Below are 23,941 nucleotides of genomic sequence, written 5' to 3'. Positions count from 1 at the left end.
CAGTGCCAGGGGTCTGCCTACCTGGGCAGCAGGTGGCCAAGGGCACCACAGTGTTGGGTGGGAACGTCATTCTCGAGAAATGCCTCCGTGATTGTATCGTTACAAGCCACGGTGGCCAACAGTCCACTTCGAGCATCGACCTCGACCAGCTTGACGCCGGCCGGCACCTGGAAAGCCGACGGTGGCTGGTCCTCGAGTGCTTCCTTCATAAAACGCGTCCACACGGGCAGCGCAGCCGTCGCCCCGCTCAGGCCCACGTGCCCGGCCTTGTCGAAGCCCACCCAGGCCACCGCTAGCAGCCCGGGGGTGTAGCCGGCAAACCAGGCGTCGTTGTAGTCGTTGCTGGTGCCGGTCTTGCCGGCGGCCGGGCGAGTAAAACCGTCGGTGCGCGCACGTCGACCCGTGCCTCGCTCCATTACTCCCTCCAACAGGTGAGTCACCAGGTAAGCGTCCTCGGCGGGGATTACCCGTTCAAACTCCAGGCGGTTGCCCTCGATGACCTTACCCGTTCGGTCGACAACCTTGGCAACCCCCAGCGGTTCGGCCTTCATGCCACCGCTGGCAAACACCGAGTACACGCGGGCGACGTCGAAGGGCGTGATCTCGTAAGCGCCCAGCGAGATGGCTGGCCAGGGCCGCAACTCTTCGTCTACTCCCAGGCGAACGGCCAGGTCGCGTATCTCTTCGATACCCACATCGCGAGCGATCCTCGCGGTGGCGGTGTTGATCGAGCGCTCCAGTGACTCGCGGACGGTTACCTCTCCGTACAACTTGTCCGAGTAGTTGGCCGGCGACCACTGCTTTCCGTCATAGTCCCAGGTAAACGGTTCATCGGTCACGCGGCTGGTGGGCAGCAGGTGCACCCTGCCTACTTCCTCGCTGCCGACCGCCGCGAGCATGACGACCGGCTTGAACACCGAGCCGGTCTGCCTGCGCGCGTTGAGGACCCTGTTGAACTGAGTGCGCCCGTAGTCGCGCCCACCCACCATGGAGAGGATCCTTCCCGTGCGTGGGTTCAGGACAACCAGCGCCCCTTCTATGCGGTCGCCCTGCTCCCTGACCAGGGTGGGAAAATCCCGCTCGAGCCTGTCGAGCTCCTCGGCAACGGCCCGCTCGGCCGCGTGTTGAAAACCCGCGTCCAGGGTCGTGAAGATGCTGTAGCCCTCGCTCTTGAGCACCTCGGCGGGAAAGTTCTCCTTGAGTTCGTTGCGAACGAAATCAGTGAAATGTGACGCGCTACCCGTAGCCGCAACCGGCGGCACGGTTCCCAGGGGCTCGGCCAGGGCCCTGCGATAAGTACGGTGGTCGATCTCGCCCACGTCGAGTAGCACCCGCAGCACGACGTTGCGGCGCTCGATGGCGCGCTCGGGATGGCGGTGGGGCGAGTAGTAGTTGGGCGCCCGAATGACGCCGGCCAGCATAGCCGCCTGCCCCAGCGAGAGCTCCCGCGGTTCTCGGCCGAAGTACCAGGCCGAGGCCGTGCACGCCAACCCCGCCTTTCTGTCCGAGGTAGATCTCGTTGAGATAGTTTTCGAGTATTTCGAGCTTGGAAAAGCGGCGCTCGGCCATGACCGCCATCACTGCCTCCCTCGCCTTGCGGGTAAGGGTGCGCTCATTATCAAGGAAGAAGTTCTTCATGAGCTGCTGGGTAAGCGTAGACCCCCCCTGCCTGACCCTGCCCGACCTCAGGTTGACGAGGAACGCGCGTGCCAGTCCCCGCAGGTCGACACCGCGATGCTCAAAAAAACGACGATCCTCCACCGATACGACGGCCCGCACCAGGGGCGCAGGGACCTCGGCTATTTTCATTTCCCGCCTGTCTTCGCGCAGTTCGCCGTGCAGGCCGGCCAGCATCACCGGCTCGAGAAAAAACGAGTATATCTCCTCACCGCCAGTGCCTTCGTGCATACCCAGTATGCGCCCGCCCGCGTCGAGCCTGATGTCGAGCAGGCGGCCCGCTTCGCGCCGACCCGGGAAATCAAAAGAACGAAGAAACAGTTCGAGCCTGCGTGGCTGCCCCGGCTCACCGCCGGCCGCAACGTAGCGGTACTCTCCCCTGGCCTTGGGTCTGTCTCGCACCGCGACGTAGCCCCTGCGCTTGAGCCTCCAGGCAAACAGCTCGCCATCCACGCCCAGCCCCGGGTAGACGGCGTACTGGTCGGAATAGATGCGCGAGGGGAAATCCCAGCGCTGCCCCGCGAAGTGCCCGGTGAGAAGCTCGTCGGTCTGCAGGTAGAAACGCCAGGCCAGCAGTCCCCCGGCGAGTCCGGCGAGCAACAACAGCCCGCAGGTATAGGCAAGAAACCGGCGAGAGACCCCCCAGCTCGGTCGGATCACAGAAACCCCGGTTACCCTCAGTCCTCGGCGCCAGGCTTGATCACCCGGAACAGGGTGTCGTCACCACGCCGCACCAACACCAGCACGCTGTCGTCCTCGTCCCTGTCGGCGAGCTGCTCGCGAAACTCCTTGACGTTGCTGACCCTCGTGTTGGCAACCTGCTCGATAACATCGCCCGGCCTGATGCCCACGCTCTCAGCGGGAGACCCCGCCTCTACGGCCGAGACGATCACGCCCTCCACGTCGGTATCAATGCCAAGCTCGGCCGCGAGCTCCGCGGTGATGTCCTGCACCGACAGTCCCAGCGCCTCGGCCTTCACCGGCTTGGCCGGCTCCTCGTCTGAATCCATCCGGGCCACGGTGACCTTGAGGGTAGTCGATGCTCCGTCGCGAATGACAACCAGCTCGACTTCTTTACCCGGTACGGTCTCGGCGACTATCGCGGGCAGGTCCTCGGATTTGTCTACGTCCTTACCGTCGAACGAAACAATGACGTCGCCGGCCTCGACACCGGCCTCGCTGGCCGGGCTGTCGTCGAACACCGAGGCCACGAGGGCGCCCTGGGCCTCGTCCAGTCCCAGCGACTCGGCGATGTCATCGTCCACTGGTTGAATGCGGACGCCCAGCCACCCGCGGGTAACAAAACCGTGCTCCTTGAGCTGCGGAACCGCCCGCCGCGCCATGTTGATGGGAATCGAAAAGCCGATACCTATGCTGCCGCCACCGCGCGAGAAAATCGCCGTGTTTATACCCACGACCTGTCCCGCGAGGTTTATCAACGGCCCACCCGAGTTGCCCGGATTGATGGCGGCGTCGGTCTGGACGAAGTCGTCGTAGGGATTGCCCTGGCTGATGCGACGCCCCTTGGCCGAAACGATGCCGGCGGTCACCGTGTGATCGAGCCCGAAGGGGTTACCCACCGCGAGCACCCACTCGCCCACGCGCAGCGCGTCCGAATCGCCCAGCGGAACGGGCTGCAGGTCAGCGGCGTCGGTGATGCGAATGACAGCGATGTCGGTCTTCTCATCCGAGCCTATTACTTCGGCGTCGTACTCGGATTCGTCGTGCAGCCGGACCACGATCTTGCTCGCGTCGGCCACCACGTGGTGATTGGTGAGGATGTAGCCCTCGGTATCGATGATAAAGCCGGAGCCCAGGCTGCGCCGGGTGCGGGGCTTGCGCTCGGGCCGCTCAAAAGGCGACGGCAAACCGAAGGGACCACTGAAGTCGCGCCGACGGCCGAGCTTGGAGCTGGCCTTTTCGGACACCGAGATATTGACCACCGACGGCGCGATGGTATCGACCAGCGATACAAAATCGGGAAGACCCGAGCTTCCCACCGACAAGGGCTGCCCCACGGGCAACAGCGTAGGCGGAACGACATCGTCGGCAGCAGTGCAGCTCTGCCGGTTGAGCGAAACGGTGACCACAACGCCCACCAGCACACCGGCAAGGACGAGGGCCGCACGCAATCCATTCTTTGCAACCATCAGGAGTCGCTTCCCTTTGCGGACGACTCGTCGGCGGCCCCGACCTCGGCAACGTAACGCATGTGTAACTGGTATAGCACGTCTTCAAACATGGAGTCCTCGTCTTCGGTCAGGTTGCCGCGGGTTTTTTCCCTGAGTACCTCGACCAGGGCGATCATGGCTGCCGCCTGTTCGAGGTCCTTTTTTATCTGCTGGTCGGCGGGATCCGCTATGGCTCCCAGGAACATGAAGGCCTGCGATGCCAGCCCCACGATGAAAGTCGAAAAGGCCAGGTCGGCGCGTTCGCCGCCCGCTTCGGATGTTGCGCTGGTTTCTGCGGCCGCGGCCGGGCTCTCGCCCGTTTCTTCGACCGGCTGCTCGTCTGCTTGCTCAGCGCCCTCTTCGCGGTCATCGCCGCTCAAGTCAAAACGCCTCTTATCTTTAAAGGTGAACGATTGTTCGTCTTTTTCTTCCGACATACCCGGCAAGGCCTCCGAGCAACATTTTTACCAGAAACCTCGGGACAAGGCACCCCTGCTGTACAAAAAGAACAGCGGGGGTGCCCCCACTCTGAAGCTGCCGGTCGACAACGGCGTTGACAAGATCGGCCGGCGTCCATAGGATTATCAACAGGCAGGCGACTGGTTGAAGTCGCCGCCGCGCACTCGCATGCCCTTGCCCCGGCAGGTAGCAGCCAATGTACTGCAACTGGTAGGAAACACCCCGGTCGTGGAGCTGCGCCGTCTTCCCGCCCCGGGATCTGCGAAAATACTGGCCAAGTTGGAATCCACCAACCCCGGAGGCTCAGTCAAGGACCGCATCTGCCTGGCCATGATAGAGCAGGCCGAGGCTGACGGCCGCCTCAAGCCGGGCGGAACCATCATCGAGCCCACCAGTGGTAACACCGGCATAGGTCTCGCCGTGGTCGCGGCGGCCCGTGGGTACAAGCTCATCCTGGCCATGCCCGATACCATGAGCGAAGAGCGCCGCGGCCTCCTGATGGCCTACGGAGCCGAGCTGCTGCTCACGCCCGACACCCGCGGCATGCACGGCGCCATCCGCAAGGCCCAGGAGGTTCTCGAAGAAAACCCCGACTACTTCATGCCACAGCAGTTCGTTAACCCGGCCAACCCGGAGGCCCACCGCAAGACCACGGCCACCGAGATTATCGAGCAGTGCCCGCAACTGGACGCCTTCGTGTCGGCGGTCGGCACCGGCGGCACCATCACCGGCGTGGGATCGGTACTGCGCGAACACAACCCGGAACTGGAAATCGTTGCCGTTGAACCCTCGCGCTCACCGGTGCTGGCCGGAGGAGAACCCGGCTTCCACGGCATACAGGGCATCGGGGCCGGCTTCGTGCCCGACGTACTCGACGAAGACCTGCTCGACAGGGTGCTGGGAGTCAGCGACGAAGATGCTACAGAAACCACCCGCCGGCTCGCCGACCAGGAAGGCATACTCGTGGGCATATCCTCTGGCGCCGCGTGCAAGGCCGCCCTGCAGGTGGCCGAGGAGCTGGGCGAAGGGCGCACGGTACTCGTGGTGTTCTGCGATACCGGCGAGCGCTACCTGACGACCGACCTTTTCGACCGCGGGGGACTGTAGTGGCAACACTCGACGCCCGTCACCAGCTGCTCAAGGACAACCTGGCAGACATGGGATCGGTGCTCGTGGCCTGTTCGGGTGGCGTAGATTCAGCGCTGTTGCTGGCGGTTGTCTGCTCCGTTAAAGGACTCGACCACCTCGCCGTCACCACCGATTCGCCCACCCTCCCCCGGACCGAGCTCGAGCAGGCCCGCAGCGTGGCCCGGCTGCTGGGGGCCAACCACCTGGTCGTAGAGGTAAACGAACTCGCGACGCCGGGCTACAGCGAGAACCCGGCCCACCGTTGCTACCTCTGCAAGCAGACGCTTTACCCCCTGTGCCGGCGCCTGGCGGAAGAAAGAGGGCTCGCGCAGGTCATAGACGGCGTCAACCTGGACGACCTCGGCGACTACCGGCCCGGCCTGCAGGCGGCGCAAGAGCTGGGTGTACGCCACCCCTTGGTAGAGGCCGCCCTGGATAAAGCCGACGTCAGGGCGCTGTCGCGTCGTTATGGTCTCGCTACCGCCGAACAGCCCGCTTCGCCCTGCCTGTCGAGCCGTTTTCCCTACGGTACACGCATCAGCATTGACAGGCTTCGACAGGTGGAACAAGCCGAAACCCTGCTCCACGGCATGGGGTTTGGCGACCTGCGCGTCCGCCATCTCGGCGAATCCGCGCGCGTGGAAGTAAGCGCCAACGACCTCTATAAGCTCACAGAACAGGCGCTATGCGATAGCATTCGCTCGTCGTTGCTGGGACTCGGATTCAGCGCAGTGGAGTTGTCTGAGCAGCCGCTACGCTCGGGCAGCCTCAACGACGCTCTTGCCCTGAACGTCCAGCCGAACACAGCGACCTGACCAGCTCGAGATCCGACGACCTCGTGACCTTGGGGTTTTCTCCGTCGGTTTCGACCACGGTCACGGCTGTTCCGGCAGCTTCGACCAACGCTGCGTCGTCGGTGGCAGAACGGCCGGTGGCACGGGCTTCCCTGTGAGCCGCCTCGAGCAGCTCGCGGCTGAAAGCCTGCGGCGTCTGCACCAGCCACACCTTGTCGCGGTCAACCGCCACCGTAGCTGAAGAGGACCGCGTCCGACCAGCGCCGGAATTAGCGCCGGAATTGGCACCGGAAGCAGCACCGCCAGCAGCGTCCCGGCCCGAGTCGCCCTCGGCCCCTCGCTGCATGCGCACACTGTCCACCGGGCGTACAGCGGCAGTGGCTGCGCCGCTGTACGCGGCTGCTGCGATAACTTCAGCGACAGTTCGCTGAGACACCACCGGTCGGGCCGCGTCGTGTACGCACACAATCTCAGCGTCGCTTTCCAGGGCCTCCAGGGCAAGCCGTACGGACTCCTGTCGCGTCGCCCCGCCTGGGACCACCCTCAGGCCTGCCTGGCCCGTAGAGACCCCCTCGAGGGCCTCGGCAAAGGCCTCTGAGCGGCCATGGGGAGCGGTAACGATGATCTCGGCCAGGCCCGGCGCTTCGAGGAAACAGCCCACGCTCATCCTCAGCATAGGCACGCCGTCTATGGGGGCCAGGGCCTTGGGAACAGCCAGCTCGAGCCGCCGACCACTGCCCGCCGCCGGAATGATCAATGCTACACTCACCGTGGCCGATTGTCTCACCTGCCCCACAAGAAGAAAAGCCGGGCATAAACCCGGCTTTTCACAGTATCCATTTCCACCCGGGGCTGAGCGCTGCGCCCCCCAGGGGGCGCCAGGCCACGCCCGGTGTATGTCTTTAATCGGCCGGCCGTCAGTGTCCGAAGATTGAGTTAAGCTCCTCCATAATCTTCTCTTCGCTGTTTGCCTTGGCCACGGCCAGCTCCTTGACGAGCAGGTTTCGCGCGGTATCAAGCATCTTGCGCTCACCGAAGGACAATTCCTTGTCCCCCTTGAGCATGAACAGATCCCGCAATACCGAGGCGATTTCGAGCACCGAGCCGGTCTTGATCTTCTCAGTGTACTCGCGATAACGCCGATTCCACGTGGCCTGATCGACGGAAACCCTTTTTTCCCGAAGAACCCTGTAGACCTTGGTGATCATGTCCTTGCCTATCACCCGGCGCAGCCCCACGCCCTCGGCCTTACCCGTGGGCACCATTATTTTCATATCTGAATCAAGAATGCGTAAGCTGTAGAACCTGGCCTCCGTACCCGAAACTGTCCGGGATTTTACTTCTTCGATAACCGCCACCCCATGTGCGGGGTAAACGACCTTTTCACCGACTTTGAATGCTCCCAAGTTGCCCTCCTGGTTGGCGCGAGAAACTCGCGCAGTCCGCACTTATAGCACATACGGCGGCTATGGTCAAAGGAGTTACTCCTTTATTTACGGTGCCTTGCCGGGTTCTTTTGAGGCTGAAAAGAGGCTACCAGCGGTACAGCGCAGCGCCCCAGGTAAAGCCGGCGCCGAAGGCCACGATGCAAACGAGGTCGCCTGCCTCGATCTTGCCCGCGGCCAGGGTCTCGGTGAGCAGAATCGGGATGGTTGCCGCGGTCGTGTTGCCATACTTGTGAATGTTGTTGACCACCTGGTCTTCGCGCAGCTCGAGCTCCTGGGCCACAAACTGGTTTATCCTCAGGTTGGCCTGGTGGGGTATAATTATGGAAAGATCCGCTGTCGTGAGTCCCCGCCGCTCGAGCACCGCCCTTATGCTCTCAATCATGCGTTCTACAGCGTGCTTAAAAACGTAGCGCCCGTTCATGAGGGCAAACATGTAGCCGGATTCGGGCGGTGCCACATCCATGTCGATGCGGGGTTTACGACGGTGACCAACCCCGACGGTGTACAACTTGTCGGCAAAGCGACCCTCCGCACCCAGGGTGATCTCCAGCAGGCCGTGGTCGCCGTCTGCCGGCCCGATGACCGACGCTCCCGCACCATCGCCAAACAGCACCGTCACTCCCCGACCCCGGTCGCTAAATTCCAGCCCCGTGGAGTGAACCTCGGCCCCCACCAGCAGTACGTTCTTCGCACCACCGCTGCTGACATAGAGGTCAGCCACCGACAATCCGTAAACGAAACCAGAGCACTGGTTGCGAATATCCATGGCCGGTATTCCTACCATGCCCAGTCGCTCCTGCAGCAGGGCCGAGTTACCGGGAAAATCAACGTCAGGGGTCAGGGTGGCGCACAACAACAGGTCGATATCCGAGACCTCGAGTCCGGCTTGCTCCAGGGCCCTGAGAGCGGCCCGTTCGGCCAGCGGCAGGCTGCCCTCGCCATTGTCCACGTAGCGCCGCTCACAGATGCCAGAGCGTTTTTCGATCCACTCGTGACTCGTATCCATCACCTGGGCGAGATCATCGTTGGTTATGACCGTGCGCGGCACCTCAAAAGCTGTGCCCAGGATACGACTGGTAGGCTTGTTCCGTTCCGAAGCACTCATACCTTCACTACCGCAGCACCCCAGGACGCGCCCGAACCGGCCGTGAGCAGGGCAAGCGATTGCCCCGGCTGCAATTGCCCGTCGGCCAGCAGGTCGGCCAGCGCCATGGGCAGCGCCGCGCTCAGGGTGTAGGCGTGGCGCTGATCGATAATGCGCCCGGCCTTATCGCCCAGTTGCTCTCCCACGGCTCCGGCGGTAACGGGGTCGAGGTGAGCAACCACGGTGGCGTCGACGCTCGACAACCCGGCTTCGGCCAGCGCCGCGTCGAGAGCTTCGGGCAACCTGTGAAGCGCGAGTTCTCTCATCGCTGCGAGATCAACCAGCGGAAAGTGAGCCCCCGCGGCGATTTTTTCCGCCGGCATGCGACAGGCCCTCGGCAGCTCGAGGGTAGACACGTGGCGGCTGGCCGGGAACTCGCACCAATAGTCTTCCTTTCGACTTCCGTCTACCACCAGGGAACAGGCCTCCACCGAGAGACCCGAGTCTCCCTTCTGCAACAGCGCCACCGCGGCACCGTCGCCCATCAGGCAGGCGAGCTCGGGAGACTCGCCGTCAAAGCGATTCTGGTGCGAGCTGACCTCGGCCGTTGCCAACAGCACTCTCTGGTAACGCCCCACGGCCACGTAGCGCCTGGACACGTCGAGAGCGGCAAGAAAATCCGTGCAACCGGAACGTACATCGAGGCAGGGAACCGCGCGGCAGCCTAGCTGGTCCTGCAGCAGGCAGGCGGAACCGGGAAAAAAGAAGTCGGGGGTGTTAGTTGCAAATACGAGCAAGTCGATATCGGCCGGCTCCAGGGCCAGCCTTTTCAGCAAGCGCTCAGCAGCCGAACAGGCCAGGTGGGAGGGACCCGTGCCGTCGGGCGCGTGGTGACGCAGCTTGCCCTGCGAAAGGCCGGCAACGGCGTCCTCACTGCAAGCCAGCATTGCCGCCAGCTCGGCGTCACTTACCGCCTCACCTGGCAATTCGGTCTCGAGACCGAGCAGTTGTACCGCGTCCATACGCCGTTCCCTTTCAGGTGACCTGCTTGAGTACCACGATCTCGAGCAACTTGTCCGCGTAACTCTGCCGGTAGCCACCCAGCGGCTGGTCCAGGGAAATCCGCGTATGGAAATCGGCAGGGCAGGACGAAGACACGCCACATATGGCCCTGAGCTTTTCGTCTACCACCGAGCCCTTTACCGTGATCGAGTCGCCCTGCACGCTGACCGACAGGTCGTAATCGGGCATTTCGTCGCCGATTCCCAGCTCGTCTCTCGTGGCCGACGGGGGAATGACCCGGGGCAACTCCAGCCTGATCCTGTAACCCCGCGGAAGGTCTTCAACGGTGTACACGTCCCCGTAGCGTCGCTGCCGTTCGCGCTTTTCTTCGAACTCGCCGCCGTAAAAACCCTCAACAGGAACCGCACCGCTGCTACCGGTCTCGGTGAGCCGCTCGAGCAGCGGTTGCACCAACAGTCCCAGCGGAAATCCGTAAAGACTCGCGCCCATATTCATCTCGGCTACCGGCGTGCCCCGCAGGCCCTGCCGCAATCGGGCCGTGCTCTCCAGCAGCGCGATGACCACGCCTATGAAGATCCACCCATTGTCGTCTTCAGTAAAAGGACGCGCTCCGAGGGCAAGCCCGACGCCCATCGCCAGAAAGGGATACAGGATGAAATTATGGGCCACGTTAAGAGCCGTGGAAGTCTGCACGTTGAAGAACGCCCGGTTGCCCACCGCCGCTTCGATGGCCGCCTTCGGTCCGTGCCCCAGCGCACCCAGCAAGGGAGCAAGCAACAGCGCGCCCAGGCCGCGCAGGGTGGAAGTGACCCCGCCCAGGGGCTCCTCGGCCATGTCGACAACCTGACGATACCCCAGGCCCAGTTCGGCCTCCGAACGCTCACCGGCGTTGCCCGAGGCCACCACCGTATTGCCGGGCCTGACAACCTTTTCGACCCGGCCACTCGAAGTCACGGGTGCCGCCTGTACGGGAGCCGCCACCTGCACGGGAGCAACTGTCGCGCCATCAGCACTCTCCGAATCAGCGGAAGCCGCATCACCAGCAGCCGAATCGCCACCGCCGCCCCCGGAAAAGCGAGAAGGAAAGCCCTCGGCAAACTCGGTACCCGGATGAAGAACACGAGCGCGCTCGATCAGCAGCTGCTCGCTCTCGGGCCGTTCGGGATCGGGTATGCAACAGTCCACCGGGCAGACCACGGCACAGGCTTCCTCATCGAAAAACCCCACGCACTCCGTGCACTTGTCACCCACTATGTAGAAGAAATCCGCAGAAAGGGCGGCGTGTTTGGCGCCGTCCTGTTCGTACTCGATGTCTCCCTGGTAAATAGCCGTGTTAGGGCACTCGGGCTCACAGGCCGCACAGTTAATACAATCGTCGGTTATTATCGTGGCCATGGGGCCGCAGACCTCCGCTGAGTGGGCCCGGGCCCGTTGTTTCTAACGGCCCCTGACCGGGCCCGCGCTGGGAAGCATGCACGTTTCTGCGTTAAATTTCCAGTCGCTGCCGGGCTTAGCGCGATGAGCTGAGTATCGCAGCCGTGGAGGAGCTGCCCGAACTCAGCCGCCCAGTATGACCGTGTGGCTGCCGTCGCGATCTTTCGGGCCAAACAGGTCGGGGTCCTCCATGAGGTACTCCACCCTTTCCTTGTAGTCCTCGGAAACCGCGCGGGCTTCTTCCCTGTCGCGCACGACGTAGGGCGTAATCAGGATCACCAGTTCCGTACGTTTCACGTCTTTGGAGTGACTGCGAAAGAATTGCCCCAGCACGGGAAGATCCTTGATGAAAGGAACCCCGCTTTCTGAAGAGGTTTCCTGCTCGTCGATAATACCAGCGATAACCACTGTCTCGCCGCTCTGCACGACCACGGTAGTCTCTGCCTCTCGGGTTATAAAGGTGGGAGAGTTGATAACGGTCGACGCGTCGTCCCCCGAACCGACCTGCAGCGCGGGTTTGTCAATCTTGCTTACTTCCTGCGAAATACTGAGGTTGACCAGGCCCTGCGAGTTAACCTGCGGCAGTACGGTGAGGGAAATGCCAGTGTCGCGGTACTGGACCTCGTTACGGGTTCCGGTTGATCCGCCGACCGCCGTGTTGGAGTCGACCTGGCTGGTGATTATGGGCACCTCAGAACCCACGAGTATACTGGCTTCCTGGTTGTCTGCGGTCATGATCTGCGGACGCGACAACACCTTGAGGCGCCCCTCGGAGGCAAGCGATGACAAGGTAGCTTCATACACGGCCATGCTCCCCCTGAAGTGGGTGAAAACTCCCGCTACGCCACCGGCGCCTAGCGTGCCGGTTAACCTGACCGCCTCGCCGAACATGTCGAGAAAACTCCCCCCCATATCACCGATAACCGGATCATTTATGATGTTGCCATCGCTGTCCTTGCTAGCATTACCGAGTAATCTCTGAGTAGCCGAAGAAGATTCATTGTCGGTAAGAGATATCTCGGCGATAAGAACCTCTATCAGCACCTGGCGTGGCACAACGTCGAGTTGGCGCAGCACGCTCTCCACTGTGCCGTAGTCACGAGGCGTAGCTATGATGACCAGCGAGTTGGTGACCTCGTCGGCTACTATGCGGACTTCCTGCTCGAACAGTGCTCCCGGTCGTTCGAGGACAGAATCCTGGCCGAGGCCACCAGAGATGTTGGTTCGCGCCCTTGGCGCACCGCCGGGCTGTCCCTTGCGCGAGCCACCACGCCGGTCCCCGCCCTTGGCCTGCCGCGATTGGGCCGACGACCCGAGCCCGCCCCCGAGCCCGGCATTGGACTCGGCCAGCTCACCGGAACGCGAGCGCCGCCTGCTACCCTCACCGCCCTCATCAGAAAAAATGTCGTTGAGAATATCCGACAAGTCGACAGCCTTGGTGTTCTCTACCTGGTAGACGTGCACCTGGCGGATGGAGCCGCCCTCCGCGGGAACATCGAGCAAGCCAAGCCACAGTTCAACGTTGACAAAAATCGACGGGTCGAAAGCGATCACCGCTAGCGAGTTGAGTCGAAGCAGTGGGATGATGTACACGCCGGCACCCGAACTCGAAACCTGGTAGCTCTCCAGCACAGCCCAGAGCTCCTCGGCCACTTCTTCGAGCGAAGCGTGCTCTACATGGTATATGCGAGCGGTCAGATCGCCGAAGGTATCGGTATCGAACGTGCCCAGCAGCTCGAGCAATCGGTCGGCCCGCGAAGCCAACTCTGTAATGATCACGAGGTTGCTGCGTGGGTAGGCCACGAGGTCGCCGCCGGGCGACACGAAGGGCTGCAGTACTGTGACCAACTCTTCGGCGTTGACGTGGCGGACCTTGACCAGCTCCATCACGAAACCGCCCTCGTCGGTCTCTTTTCCCGCCCGCACACGCGTGCGTCCTTCTTCAGCCGGCACTATCGAGTGAATGTCTCCTTCAAGTACCGCCACGAACCCGTTGTTGCGCAGCACCTGGTGAAACACCGGCATGAGGTCGCCGCGCGAGATACGACCGGTGGTGCGCACCGTAACCTGACCGGCTACGCGTGGATCAATCCAGTAGTTGATACCCAATGAGCTGGCCAAGGCGAAGATGACTTCGCGTATGTCGGCGCCCTCAAAGTTGAGCACCACCGATTCGTCGTCGCTTTCTTCTGAGCTGATATTGTCCTCGACGGCGGTGAGAACAGTTGCGGCGACCGGCTGGACCGAGGCTGCGACCGGCTGGACTACGCCGCCGCCCTGCTGCTTGAGCTTACGCTGGTACTCCGACTCCACGAACCGGCCGAGCCTGGCCGCAGGGCTGAGCTCTCCGCTCTCGACCTGGACACGACTCTTTTCCATAGCCCCCGGCGTTTCGTCACCCACGCCCGGCAGCTTCTGAGCCAAAGCAGCCGGTGCATAAAAAACGGCCGCCAGCAGGCAAGCAGCAGCAGGGACCAACAGCGTTTTTCGGGAGAAACGTATCCAGTAAGACGATTTAGTATACATCACTCTTTACCTGGCCTGGCTCGCAGCCTGTCGCAGTCGCTTGAGAGCCTCCAAGCGAGCCTGGGCCGCACTCGAGGTTCCCGATTGGGGATTCTCGACCTGGTCAGCACCGGTCGGCCTACCTCTCGGTATCGACTTTGAAACTCCCGTCCTGGCCGCGGCCGGCGGCCTGGTTGCCGCCGCCCTCGCCGCCCTTGCCGAAGCGGTCGATGCCCGTTCAGCTGCGGTGGTCGCCCGGCCGGTGCTGGTAGGGCGTGCAGGCGCACGTCCCGCTGCCGGACGCGTGCGCGCTCTCACCCCAGGACCCTTACGAACCTGTAACCCCACGGAAAACTGCTGCCCCCCCGCTCCGAGGAGAATCACCCCGTTGGGCGTGACCTCACCGACCTCGTAATCCCCGATCATATCACCCTTGCTGACAGAAAGCTGCGCATTGCCCACCTTGGTGTCGTTCATAATCGCCACCGGCTGGCCTGAAATCGAAATTACGCCGTTCAAAACGATGTTCGTCGGGGGTGGCAGCGCGACCTGGGTCTCAACTTCAACAATTTCTTCCCGATAGCCCCTCTCGGTCTCAAACAAGTTGCCGTCCAATATAGCCTTTATTACCGGGCCCGTGGCTGGAGAGCTCCTGGGAGCGGGCCGCAAAGACTCTCCGAGCAGCTGGCCAGGTAACTCGTTGAAAAGCGGAGGCTGGATGCTCACCACCGAAACAATACGCCAGCCCAGGATAGCGGCCAGCACTACCAGCGTGAGGGCAACGGCCTGCATCAAGCCTTTCACAACTGCTCCTGCATGAAGGTTTTCACTTCCATCGTGGCCGTGAGCGCCGCTACCGTGGAGCTGGTGGAAGTCGTACCCGGCCTAGCGGTAGGCGTCGGCCGGCGGCGCGCGCCGAGTTTTCTGTTTATTTCCAACAGGGTAACCCGCAAGTCTATATCATCAGATTCAATCGACGACAGCAGCCTCGCCACGCCGCTGAGATTGCCGCTGAGGGTAAGCCTCACTCCGATGCGGTGAAAGTTCTGGACTTCTTCCACCCTCAGTATCTGCGAGCTGAGAACATTGAGACCGGCCGCTCCCGCCATGGTTCCCAGGTCTCCCTGCAGCTCGGCCCCGACTTGCGTGGGCGTAGAACCGGGGATCAGGCTCGCCTGAACGCGCCGGTAACGCTCCCGCGCCTCTGCTTGCCGCTTCTCGGCCGCGTCGTGGCGCGCGTAGACCCTGTTGTAGGTATCTATTTTCTTCAACTGCACCCAGGCTTCGTCGGTGCTTCCGCCGGGCACCTCCGCCACCACGGCGACGAAGGCAGAACGACCACCAAAAGCGAGGAGCAACAGCCCCACGCCACCAACCAGCACGCGCTCGCGAAGCGACAGGGCCTCCCATCGTTCAGCCAGGGTCATTTCTCAATCCTCATGCGCAACGAAAACCGCTCCTGACTCTGAAGGTACTTGGTTGTCGGAGCCGTAAATTCCACGTTATTGAACAACGGCGACTTTTCGAGCACGCCGATAAGCCCCGAAGCACTGTCGGCAATTCCATCGAGCTCGATCCTGTCGCCCTTGAAACGAAAAGTCGTGAGGTAGGCCGTGCGGGGCACCAGGGTGGTTACGGCCCTCAAGTAGGAAAGCACGCTCTGTTCGGCATCCGCCTCGAGTTGAAACACGAGATCAAGACGCTGCCGGTTCTCTTCTTCCAGCGAGCTGACTTGCGCAGCCAGTGGCGCCAGGCGGCCCACCTCGGCCGCCAGTGCCCCATTTACGGCCAGGTTCTTCAGCCCGATGGTCATGGCAAGACCGCCCGCCATCAAAAGCACAACCGCGGCCAGGGCCATTTCCCTGAGCCCGAAACCGGCCGACCCCCTGACCATGTCAGCCGGCAGCAGGCAGAAGGACTGCCTGCCCTCTCCGAGCTGCCCCAGCGCCGCACCAACGGCGATGGCTTCGTTGTCTGAAATATACACCCCCTCGGCCAGGCAATCAGCTGGCAGCAGCTCAGCGAGGGAAACCTCACCGTCGCTGCCGCTACTACCCACGATCCGAAGTTCGGCATCCAGCCTCTCGGGCAGAAAACGTTCTACCTCGCGACGCAGGCGGCCCTCGGCGGGCTCGACCACGTAGCGATCCCAGGTCCTGCTCGAAACCAACGAGCCTGCGTAACACACAGCCATGCAGGTCTGCTCGCCTTCGCCGGTAACAAGGCCGGTTACCCCTGCCGCGGTCGGCGAACAGAACTCGAAAAAATCGCAGGCGGCAACCGGTTGGGCTGTAAAAGATGCTCCTTCGAGTCCCAGGCCCTCGAGAATCTCCCGTAGGCGATCCGCTTCTTTCTTCATCACCGTGACTACGGTCACAGCGAATTTTTCATCGCCTTCGCCCACCGGCCGCACAAGTGTATCCGAATACAGCTCCTCGGCGGGGATCGGCAGCAGGCGATCCATTTCGTAGCCCAGCACCTGCTCGAGATTGGCCACGGCCGAAGCGGGGAGCTGAAGGTCTCCGAACATCGTTATGTCCCGGCCCACTGCGAGGGAAACTCTGGCGTCGTCAATCCCGTGCCGCTCGACAAACGCCTTGATCACGCCCTCGAGGACAGAATCACGAGCGTCGGATTCCCCGGCGAGCTCGGCGCTTTCAACCGCCACCACCTTGACCGAGTTGACCCGCTTGCGGACCAGCACCAGGGAAACCATTCCAGCCGTTACGTAGATGCCCAACGCGTCGGCAAAATCGGCTCGGGCCAGGCGACCAAGAAATCCGGTCAATTCCATCAGCCCGCCACCTGCCCCAGGCCCGCTTCGTCTGGACCACCTCGATCGTCACCGAAGCCCGGGCGCGAGAAAATCACGTCGTTCCAGCGCAGGGCCTGGAAGCCATCGCCTCTGCCACCCAGCTTGACCACCGTGCTCACATGCCCGAGTACCCGGCCGCCTCGCTCCTTGACCCGGGCCTCAACCGTTACCACGCGCATGGCCGAAGGCCTCGCAGAAACCGCACCGCCATCGAGCAACTCTCGCAAGGCAGGCGGCACGTCCCTGCCTTCGACTGCCCGCTCATCGCTGAAGCCCCAGGCTTCTTCTTTCTCTACTCCACTCAGGGCCATCATCACCGCTGCCGGCACCGTGCTGGAATTGAGACGCTTGCTGTCGTGGTAGACCGAAAAAATATCCCGCAAGCCGGGCAGCTCACTATCTCCGTAGAAAACGAACGGGCTCACACCCCTCACGAGCAACAATTCTTCCAGCGAATCGAAAGGACCATTCTTGGCCACGTAAGGTCGAGACAGGCTCTCGTAGTACTGGTCCTCGGCTCCGTTCACACGGTGCAGGTCGTCGCCGTCACGCCAATCGGCGATAGAGTCGGCGACAGTCTCTGCCTCAAGTTCCGTGTAACCCAGGTTCATCATTATCTCTTCGACAGCTTCCCTGTCGATAGCATTGAGGGCAAGCTTACCACCCTCATCGGACACCCTCACCTCGCAGGGATGCCCCAGGAATCGCGACCTCACCCACTGGCCATCCCCCTGTACCAGCATGTCCAGCGGGCCGACCTGTTCTTCCTCTTCTTCCTCGTCCTTCGAGCGATTGCGCCTGCTCTTGCCCGCGCGTTCGGTCAGGAGCAGCAGCACTTCATTCACTGCTGCCACGCCCACGTAGCGGGCCCGGGTTGACCGCTCAAAGTTGCCGGCCCTCCGGGCGTCCTCCCTCATGGCCCTCGCAAACTCTGCCGCCATTACTGACAGGGCGGCAAAAGTCCACACTACAAGTATAAGGGCCACTCCGGCCTGCCGCGACTTTTTTGTCTGCTCCATGTCAGGTAGTGCTCGTGGTTTTGCGGCCGGACGTGCCGGTTTTAGACGATGAAGAGGACTTCGACTGAGACTTTGCCTTGTCGGGCTCCTTGTCGGAGTCCTTGTCTTTCTTTCTCAGCGTGGACTTGATCGACTTGGCCCCGCGAAAATCACCTTCTCCGTGCAGCTCATTTATGGCGGCCACGTAGACCGGAATTTCGTGCGTCCAGCTAGGCCCGCCGGGTATATCGGAGCTCAATTCAAAACGCACCACCGACGGTAGCTCCTCGCTATCGGCCGCGTCCCAGCTTTCTTCCCAGTCATCGATGTCATTTGACGTGCGCAGGTAGCCCACACGAAACCTGTCGACGTCGTAAAACAACACTGTCGTCAGCGTGTAATCCTCCAGGTCGACACCCAGCCTGTTGGCCCCCGCCACCGCAAAGGCCGGCATCTCCGACATCAACAGCGCGCCGTCTTCGTACCAGTAGCGCACCAGGCCCATGCCACTGGAATCGGGCCGCTGCGGCGCCGACGTAACAAACTCCACGCTCTCGCTCTCGCCGAGGAAATAAGGCACCGACTCGCCGTCCTCGTCCTCCAGCCGTATGGCCACTGCCGAAGAAAGCTGGCGCGTGATGAGACCCGTGGCCACGCGATGACGGCGGGCCTGTTCGGTTACGCGCTCCCCGGAGCCAGCCGAGCGCGCGCCTATGGACACCACCCCGTATATGGACGCAGCTATCAGCGTGACGATGGTCATGGCGATCATCATCTCCACCAGGGTAAACCCGCGCTGAAAATCACTTTTCACGGGCTTTCAGTACTTCTCCTGCATGCGCGTGGTGGCCAGCGCCACCCGGCGGTCGCCCGAAACGCCTCGCCAGGCAACTGTGACTTCAACCCTCTTGAGTTCGTAATCATCGCTGAGCTCTTCACGCGGCACGCCCTCCCAGGCGCCCAGCTCGGCCTCGACGCCGGTCACCGAAAGAGTCCAGTCAAAACGACCTTCGCTGCCGCGCTCCTCGGTGTCATCGAGCTCAACCTTCCACATCACTCCGTCCATGACCGAAGAGGCCAGTATAGTGGCCTCGCTGCTGGCAGAAGCCCGCCCGGCGAGCTTGAGGCTACCCGAGAACAGCTCCATGCACGCGGCCATGGCCACCGCCATGAAGGAAACGGCGATCACCACTTCGAGCAGCGTGAAGCCTTGCTGCCGTCGGAGCATGGGACGCGGTGCGTGTTGTCGCCCAACAATCATCCCTGCGGGGCCTCCACCCTGACATCGCTCAGAAGGGGGTCTATGCTCAAAGTCCAGCGTTGTTGCTCGCCCCCCACGTCGTAGAGGATCTCGACGCTGCCACCGCTCGAACCACCCGCCGGATAGAAATCGAACAACACGACGTCCCCCGGCACGACCCTGCCGCCGAGCACTTCTTCGAAGCGCCCGAATTCGGGCAGCTCAAATATCTTGCCGGAGCTCGCCGTACCGTCACCTTCACCGTACAGGAACTCCTGCGGGGGCACCCCCACCGACCATTTTCCTTCCAGTGGCCAGACGGCCATCGATTCGTGCTTTCTTTCGAAGGTGGCGCGCGACGAAGCCCTGCGAACCGAGGCGACAAAGCGTTGCAGAGAATGTCGCACTTCGCGCTGCCGCATACCGCCCTGCACCGAGGGCAGCACCAGCACCGCGGTCACGGCCAGGATAACCATGACCACGACCAGCTCTATCAGGGTAAACCCCTTGCTCGATCCTGCGCGGCTGCTGCGGTTCAACACGGAGAGATCTCAGTCGAGGTTCGTGATGTCGACGGCGTCGCCCTCGCCACCTGCCCTGCCGTCGGATCCGAAAGAGGTGATCGTGTAGAGACCCCCCGTACTCGGCTCCTGGTACTGGTACTGGTTACCCCAGGGGTCCATCGGGACCTTCTTGGCCAGGTACGGTCCGTCCCACATGGCCAGGCCCGACGGCCGGTCCCTGAGCCCCTGCAACCCCTCCGCCCCGCTGGGATACCTGCCAACGTCGAGCGCGTAGGTATCCAGCGCCGTGCCCAGGCTGGCTATCTGCACCCTGGCCGTCTTGCTGCGGGCCTTGCCAGCCTGCCCGATCAGGTTGGGCCCGACCAGGGCCGCCAGCATGCCCAGTATTACCATCACCAGCAGCAGCTCGATCATGGTGAAACCCTGCTGCGCGCGTCGTTTTTTATTCAAGTCCATCATTCTCGCTTACCTCCGCTTCACTTTGCCTCAGCCCACCAGCTCGTTGACGCTGAACACGGCCGACATCATGGATATGACTATGAATCCGGTAACCAGACCCATGATCATGAGCATCGCCGGCTCAAGCATGGACATGAACCTGGTTATAGCCGTACCAACTTCACGGTCGTAGTGTTCGCTGACGACCAGGAGCATGTCGTCGAGCCGCCCTGTTTCTTCACCGACGGCCACCATCTGCAGTGCGAGCGACGGAAAGACGCCACTTCGTTCCAGCGTGGTGGCCATCCCCTTGCCCTCGCTGACATCTCGCTGCACGACTTCTACCGCCTGACTGATGACGGTGTTGGTGATGACTTCCCTGACGATCTCCAGCGACTGGATCAACGGCACACCACTCTTGAGCATGGTGCCGAGCGTGCGCGCAAAATCAGCGACCTGACTCTTCCGCGTGAGATCGCCGAGCATGGGCGCGCGCAGTTTCCAGTCGTCGATCAGGCCACGCCCCTTGGGAGTAGCGGCCCAGCGCCTGAACCCCTGCCAGGACCCCACCCCCGCGATGATGATCATGAACCACCAGTTCTGTATGAACTCGCTGGCACCCATCACTATGCGGGTCGACAGCGGCATGGCCGCACCGAGGTCTTCAAATATGACGGTGAAGCGGGGTAGGACGTAGGTGAGCAGGATGATTATCGAAATACTGCCGACGAATCCGAGAATAGCCGGGTAGGTCATAGCCGAACGAATCTCTTCGCGATTTTTCTCCGAGGTTTCCATGTAGTCGGCCAGGCGCTCGAGTACCGACTCCAGTACGCCACCGGCTTCACCGGCGCGGACCATGTTGACGTAAAGGGGCGGAAAGACGGTGGGTCGCTCGGTGAGCGCAAACGAAAGCGTTTTGCCCTCCCTGACCATCTGCAGCACGTCACCGACGATTGTCTTCATGGCCTCGCTCTCGCTCAGCCCGGCGAGGCTCTGCAGGCTGCGGTCCAGCGGCATGCCCGCACGCAACAGGGTGGCCAGCTCTCGGGTAAACAACGCGAGGTCGTGTGTGCGTACCTTGTCGCGGCCCAGAAGCGACGCGAGATCCGGTAGCGAAAACCCATTGGACTTGCCCGCGATCTCTCCCAGCGAAACCGAGAGCGGCCGGCGCCCCTGGCCACGCAAGTTGGCGATCACCGTCGACTCGGTGTCGGCGTCAATTACGCCCTCGACGACCTGTCCGTCCTGGTCGAGGGCCTGGTAAGAATAGACCGGCATTGGAATTGGAAATTATACCACGCCGGGCCGTCCGGCTGCAGCTATCCCGGTATACTGCCGCCGTAAAAGCCCTTTGAGTTCGTCCTCAAGGGTTTGGACTGTTTGTTGCCAGCTTTTCTTCATCCTGTCGGCATTCCAGCCTCCCCCGGGGGGACTGGAAATTGCCGTCTGCGCTGCCCTCTGCAGCGCCCGGCAGAGTTGGGCTGGATTTCCGGCCGCGAAAAGCTCCTGCCGCGCCCCTCCCTTGAGCTGTTCGGCCAGGCCGCCCGCGTCGCTCGCCAGCAGGGCCAGCCCCGAGGCCTCGGCCAGGGGGAGAAAGCCACTCTGAGACGCCCTCAGGCAGGGAGACACGGCCACGTCGCTGGCGGCCAGCAGGGTAGCCAGCTCGTCGTCGTTGAGATAATGATCGAACAACCGACACGAATGGCCGAGCGACGACAGCAGCAGACGTCGAGCGCGGGCCGGCAGGTAATTGCTGCCCGCAAGAATCAGCACCGCTCCCTGGTTGCCGAGACCCGAACGCGCCCAGGAAGTAAGTAACAACTCGATGCCCTTGTAGCGGCGCAAATGTCCGGCAGCGAGAAAAACCACCCCACTGTTGTCCAGGCCTAGTCTATTCCTGGCTTCGTCACGACCAGGAAAACTCGAAGAGTAATCTTCCAGCACCGGCATGGGACAGCTCCTCAAAACAGCCCTCGGGTAGTGCCGCCCGAGTTCGCTTGCCACCCAGCGGGAGTGAGCAAGCAAGCCGTCGGCCCGATCCAGAAGCAGGCGGGTGAGCGGCCGGCTGCCGGGAAAATATTCGTGCGGAGTGTGATTGTGGCAAACGACCAGCACGGGCGCGCCGAGGCCAGCGCCGCGACAAGAGGCCAGGACCCAGGCGAGGCAGGGAGCAGTCACTGGATGCCACCACTGCACGACCAGGACATCCGGAGCCTGATCAACAAGCTGTCTCGCCGCCCTCCTCCAGGTCACCGGGTTGAGAACGTCGAGTAAGGCCGAAGGATCTTCATCGATGAGCTGGTAGCCACGCGCGCCGGGCGGATAAGGTCGACGCCAGGAGACAAGCAGCGTGTCGTGCCCGATGCTCTCCAGCTCGCGCAACAACCCACGACTGTGCGCCGCGATACCACCGCGCATTGGTGGCGCGGGTCCGAGCAGCGCGATCCTCACCCCGGCACCGCAACTCCGGCCTGCAGCCTCGACCGCAGTAGTCGCAGCAACCGCGCAGCCTTGTTTTGGCCGGGCTCGCGCCGCACGAACTCGTCAAGCAGATGCACAGCTTCGGCCCGGCGACCGTCGTCCTCCAGCAGGCGGGCGAGTTCCAGCACGCCCCAGGCACGGCCGGGGTCCTCTTCTACCGCCCGCCGCAGAGAACTCTCGGCCAGCGAGCGGGCGCCGGCCGAACGCAGGGCCATCCCCAGCAAGGTCCAAGCGTCGGCGTAGCCCTCATCCAGGCGCAACGCGCGAGCCGAATGGTACACGGAAGCAGGAAGGTTACCCCTGCGAAAAAGGGCCCAGGACAGGCAGCCCTGCGCCCAGGCGTGGTTGGAATCCACCTCGAGAGCTCGGCGAAACGCGACTACCGCGCTATCAAAGTCCCCCTGCTGATCGAGCATCAGCCCGTACTCGACCCAGGCGCTGGCCAGCCCGGGGTCAGTCGCCAGCGCTGCCGCGAGCACGGCCCGCGCGTCGCCGGTGCGCCCCTCGTGGGCGAGGCGGCGGGCCAGGCCAAGGCCCGCCCGCGCGTTGCGCGGAAAGGTCCACGCCAGTTCCAGTAACTCGCCCGTGCCAGTTTCAACTCGAGGCAGCTCGGCCCGGCGTGGCCTGCAACTTTCTGGATCGCCAGTCACGCGAAAGCCAGACAGCGCCGGCGACGAGCCCAACAGACCGGCCAGTTGCAGATCAACTCGCGTCCTCCTGCGTGGCTCAAGAGACAGCGCTATAGGCAGGCCATCAAGAGCCTGCCGTCTCGTGCTGTGGCCCTCTGAACTGAGCTCGAAGACCTGCCTGCTGTCGCCATCCTGCAAAGGAACGATCTCTATGCCACTGACAACACAGTCCTCGGGCAGTTCCAGGCTCAGCTCTACCCAGGCAGCTGAGTCCTCCCACGCAGACACTGCCCCGCTCCAGTTGAACGAGTCGGCCTCTCCACTGGACAGCGACGGCGGGTTAGCGCTCAGCAGCAGTCGGCGCTCATCAAACAGACCCGTCACTGCCTGGCCTCCCGAAGTGTCCTCGCTGTCTGGTTGAAGGCCGGCTTGTTCTGCCGAATCCGGGCCGGGGTCCGGATCCAGTTCCAGAAACTTACGCCAGGACGACAGATCATCGCCGCCCCCCGCGAGCCGCCGGCCATCCGCCTCTTCGGTCGCGTACCCGGTGGCAAAAACAAGGTAGTCCCTGTTTTCCAGCACGCGTGTCCACTCCCGCGGAAACTCGCCGGTCCCGCGATCGGCCGCAGTGGCCTCGACGGCAATATAACTGGAGGCACTCGTGCGTCGCAGCCACAGATCTTCGCTGCCTGTAGCTACCAGTCGCTTCGGCACCACCACGTAGCCGGCTTGGTAACGCAAGGCTATCTGCTCACGCCGCCCAGCGCTTGTCGTCGGCAGGTAGAACTCGGTCGAATCTTTCAGCCTGAGGTAGGCCTCGGCGGCATTGCGCGAAAATACCAGGGTGCAGCGCTCGGTGGCAGCGACCACCGGCTTGCCCGACAACGCGGGCAGCAATTCGGAGAACCCCATGGGGGCCATCACTACGCTGCGTCCCGTGGCTCCTGCAAGAAAACGGTAGACCTGCCCAGCAGCACCTCGCGGTTTATCCACCCGCGGCCACGGGTGGGCGTGCATGTCCCTGCGCAGCCGATCGGCCGCCACCGGAGCAGACAGCGACAAGGCCACCACCGACACCGCGACCAGCCCC

The 23,941-nt window shown here is 62.7% G+C and carries 22 protein-coding genes and 1 pseudogene; 2 read left to right on the top strand and 21 right to left on the bottom strand.

The window, feature by feature from the left end:
- Positions 1-17: 17 nt before the first annotated feature.
- The 4 genes from EYQ35_01500 to EYQ35_01485 are packed head-to-tail and all read right to left on the bottom strand — an operon-like array spanning position 18 to position 4,285.
- Positions 18-1,421, bottom strand: coding sequence for a hypothetical protein (locus tag EYQ35_01500; GenBank protein ID HIF62816.1), 1,404 nt, complete (start codon positions 1,419-1,421; stop codon positions 18-20).
- Positions 1,237-2,337 carry a hypothetical protein gene (locus tag EYQ35_01495; protein HIF62815.1) on the bottom strand — a complete coding sequence of 367 codons (1,101 nt, stop codon included), beginning with the start codon at positions 2,335-2,337 and terminating at the stop codon, positions 1,237-1,239. Before EYQ35_01495 ends, EYQ35_01500 begins: the two co-directional genes overlap by 185 nt.
- Before the next feature lie 17 nt (positions 2,338-2,354).
- Positions 2,355-3,827: a DegQ family serine endoprotease gene (locus EYQ35_01490; protein HIF62814.1), complete on the bottom strand. Its 1,473-nt coding sequence runs from the start codon at positions 3,825-3,827 to the stop codon at positions 2,355-2,357.
- Positions 3,827-4,285 (bottom strand): DUF1844 domain-containing protein, encoded by a 459-nt coding sequence (locus EYQ35_01485; GenBank protein HIF62813.1) that lies wholly within the window; start codon positions 4,283-4,285, stop codon positions 3,827-3,829. Before EYQ35_01485 ends, EYQ35_01490 begins: the two co-directional genes overlap by 1 nt.
- Positions 4,286-4,475: 190 nt before the next feature.
- On the opposite strand from EYQ35_01485, the gene cysK reads away from it, so the two are divergent.
- Both cysK and larE read left to right on the top strand, forming a co-directional pair.
- Entirely contained in the window at positions 4,476-5,414 is a 939-nt protein-coding gene (gene cysK / locus EYQ35_01480; protein ID HIF62812.1) for a cysteine synthase A, read from the top strand.
- Entirely contained in the window at positions 5,414-6,250 is an 837-nt protein-coding gene (larE, locus tag EYQ35_01475; GenBank protein HIF62811.1) for an ATP-dependent sacrificial sulfur transferase LarE, read from the top strand. Before cysK ends, larE begins: the two co-directional genes overlap by 1 nt.
- Here the strand turns inward: larE and EYQ35_01470 are convergent.
- The 17 genes and pseudogenes from EYQ35_01470 to EYQ35_01390 form a co-directional block, all read right to left on the bottom strand.
- Positions 6,204-7,262 (bottom strand): 2-C-methyl-D-erythritol 4-phosphate cytidylyltransferase, encoded by a 1,059-nt coding sequence (locus tag EYQ35_01470; GenBank protein HIF62810.1) that lies wholly within the window; start codon positions 7,260-7,262, stop codon positions 6,204-6,206. The genes larE and EYQ35_01470 overlap by 47 nt on opposite strands.
- Positions 7,147-7,635: a CarD family transcriptional regulator gene (locus tag EYQ35_01465; GenBank protein ID HIF62809.1), complete on the bottom strand. Its 489-nt coding sequence runs from the start codon at positions 7,633-7,635 to the stop codon at positions 7,147-7,149. Before EYQ35_01465 ends, EYQ35_01470 begins: the two co-directional genes overlap by 116 nt.
- Positions 7,636-7,762: 127 nt before the next feature.
- Positions 7,763-8,782: a ketoacyl-ACP synthase III gene (locus EYQ35_01460; protein HIF62808.1), complete on the bottom strand. Its 1,020-nt coding sequence runs from the start codon at positions 8,780-8,782 to the stop codon at positions 7,763-7,765.
- Complete coding sequence (locus EYQ35_01455; protein ID HIF62807.1) at positions 8,779-9,783, bottom strand: hypothetical protein; 1,005 nt, start codon at positions 9,781-9,783, stop codon at positions 8,779-8,781. Before EYQ35_01455 ends, EYQ35_01460 begins: the two co-directional genes overlap by 4 nt.
- A gap of 1,126 nt (positions 9,784-10,909) precedes the next feature.
- Positions 10,910-11,179: pseudogene (locus EYQ35_01450) on the bottom strand (4Fe-4S dicluster domain-containing protein).
- A gap of 162 nt (positions 11,180-11,341) precedes the next feature.
- Positions 11,342-13,747 carry a type II secretion system protein GspD gene (gene gspD / locus EYQ35_01445; protein HIF62806.1) on the bottom strand — a complete coding sequence of 802 codons (2,406 nt, stop codon included), beginning with the start codon at positions 13,745-13,747 and terminating at the stop codon, positions 11,342-11,344.
- A gap of 3 nt (positions 13,748-13,750) precedes the next feature.
- On the bottom strand, positions 13,751-14,515 hold the full coding sequence (locus tag EYQ35_01440) for a hypothetical protein (protein ID HIF62805.1): 765 nt from the start codon (positions 14,513-14,515) through the stop codon (positions 13,751-13,753).
- Between the two features lie 8 nt (positions 14,516-14,523).
- Positions 14,524-15,150, bottom strand: coding sequence for a hypothetical protein (locus EYQ35_01435; protein ID HIF62804.1), 627 nt, complete (start codon positions 15,148-15,150; stop codon positions 14,524-14,526).
- Positions 15,147-16,517 carry a hypothetical protein gene (locus EYQ35_01430; protein ID HIF62803.1) on the bottom strand — a complete coding sequence of 457 codons (1,371 nt, stop codon included), beginning with the start codon at positions 16,515-16,517 and terminating at the stop codon, positions 15,147-15,149. Before EYQ35_01430 ends, EYQ35_01435 begins: the two co-directional genes overlap by 4 nt.
- Positions 16,517-17,557: a hypothetical protein gene (locus EYQ35_01425; GenBank protein ID HIF62802.1), complete on the bottom strand. Its 1,041-nt coding sequence runs from the start codon at positions 17,555-17,557 to the stop codon at positions 16,517-16,519. Before EYQ35_01425 ends, EYQ35_01430 begins: the two co-directional genes overlap by 1 nt.
- A 1-nt stretch (position 17,558) precedes the next feature.
- Positions 17,559-18,350, bottom strand: coding sequence for a prepilin-type N-terminal cleavage/methylation domain-containing protein (locus EYQ35_01420; protein HIF62801.1), 792 nt, complete (start codon positions 18,348-18,350; stop codon positions 17,559-17,561).
- Between the two features lie 6 nt (positions 18,351-18,356).
- Positions 18,357-18,797: a prepilin-type N-terminal cleavage/methylation domain-containing protein gene (locus EYQ35_01415; protein HIF62800.1), complete on the bottom strand. Its 441-nt coding sequence runs from the start codon at positions 18,795-18,797 to the stop codon at positions 18,357-18,359.
- Positions 18,794-19,315, bottom strand: coding sequence for a type II secretion system protein (locus tag EYQ35_01410; GenBank protein ID HIF62799.1), 522 nt, complete (start codon positions 19,313-19,315; stop codon positions 18,794-18,796). Before EYQ35_01410 ends, EYQ35_01415 begins: the two co-directional genes overlap by 4 nt.
- 12 nt (positions 19,316-19,327) lie before the next feature.
- A complete protein-coding gene (gene gspG, locus EYQ35_01405; protein HIF62798.1) occupies positions 19,328-19,756 on the bottom strand; it encodes a type II secretion system protein GspG in 429 nt (142 codons plus the stop codon).
- Positions 19,757-19,786: 30 nt separating this feature from the next.
- Positions 19,787-21,019, bottom strand: coding sequence for a type II secretion system F family protein (locus EYQ35_01400; protein ID HIF62797.1), 1,233 nt, complete (start codon positions 21,017-21,019; stop codon positions 19,787-19,789).
- Positions 21,020-21,031: 12 nt separating this feature from the next.
- Complete coding sequence (locus EYQ35_01395; protein ID HIF62796.1) at positions 21,032-22,159, bottom strand: glycosyltransferase; 1,128 nt, start codon at positions 22,157-22,159, stop codon at positions 21,032-21,034.
- A 29-nt stretch (positions 22,160-22,188) separates the two neighbouring features.
- Positions 22,189-23,941, bottom strand: a 1,753-nt coding sequence (locus EYQ35_01390) for a tetratricopeptide repeat protein (protein ID HIF62795.1), incomplete at its 5' end; no start/stop codon positions are given.

The organism is Candidatus Binatota bacterium (assembly GCA_012960245.1).
In the GTDB taxonomy this organism is placed as follows: Bacteria; Desulfobacterota; Binatia; order UBA1149; family UBA1149; genus UBA1149.
Note: the sequence above shows the minus strand (reverse complement) of the source record. Positions and strands in the feature narration are given on the sequence as shown.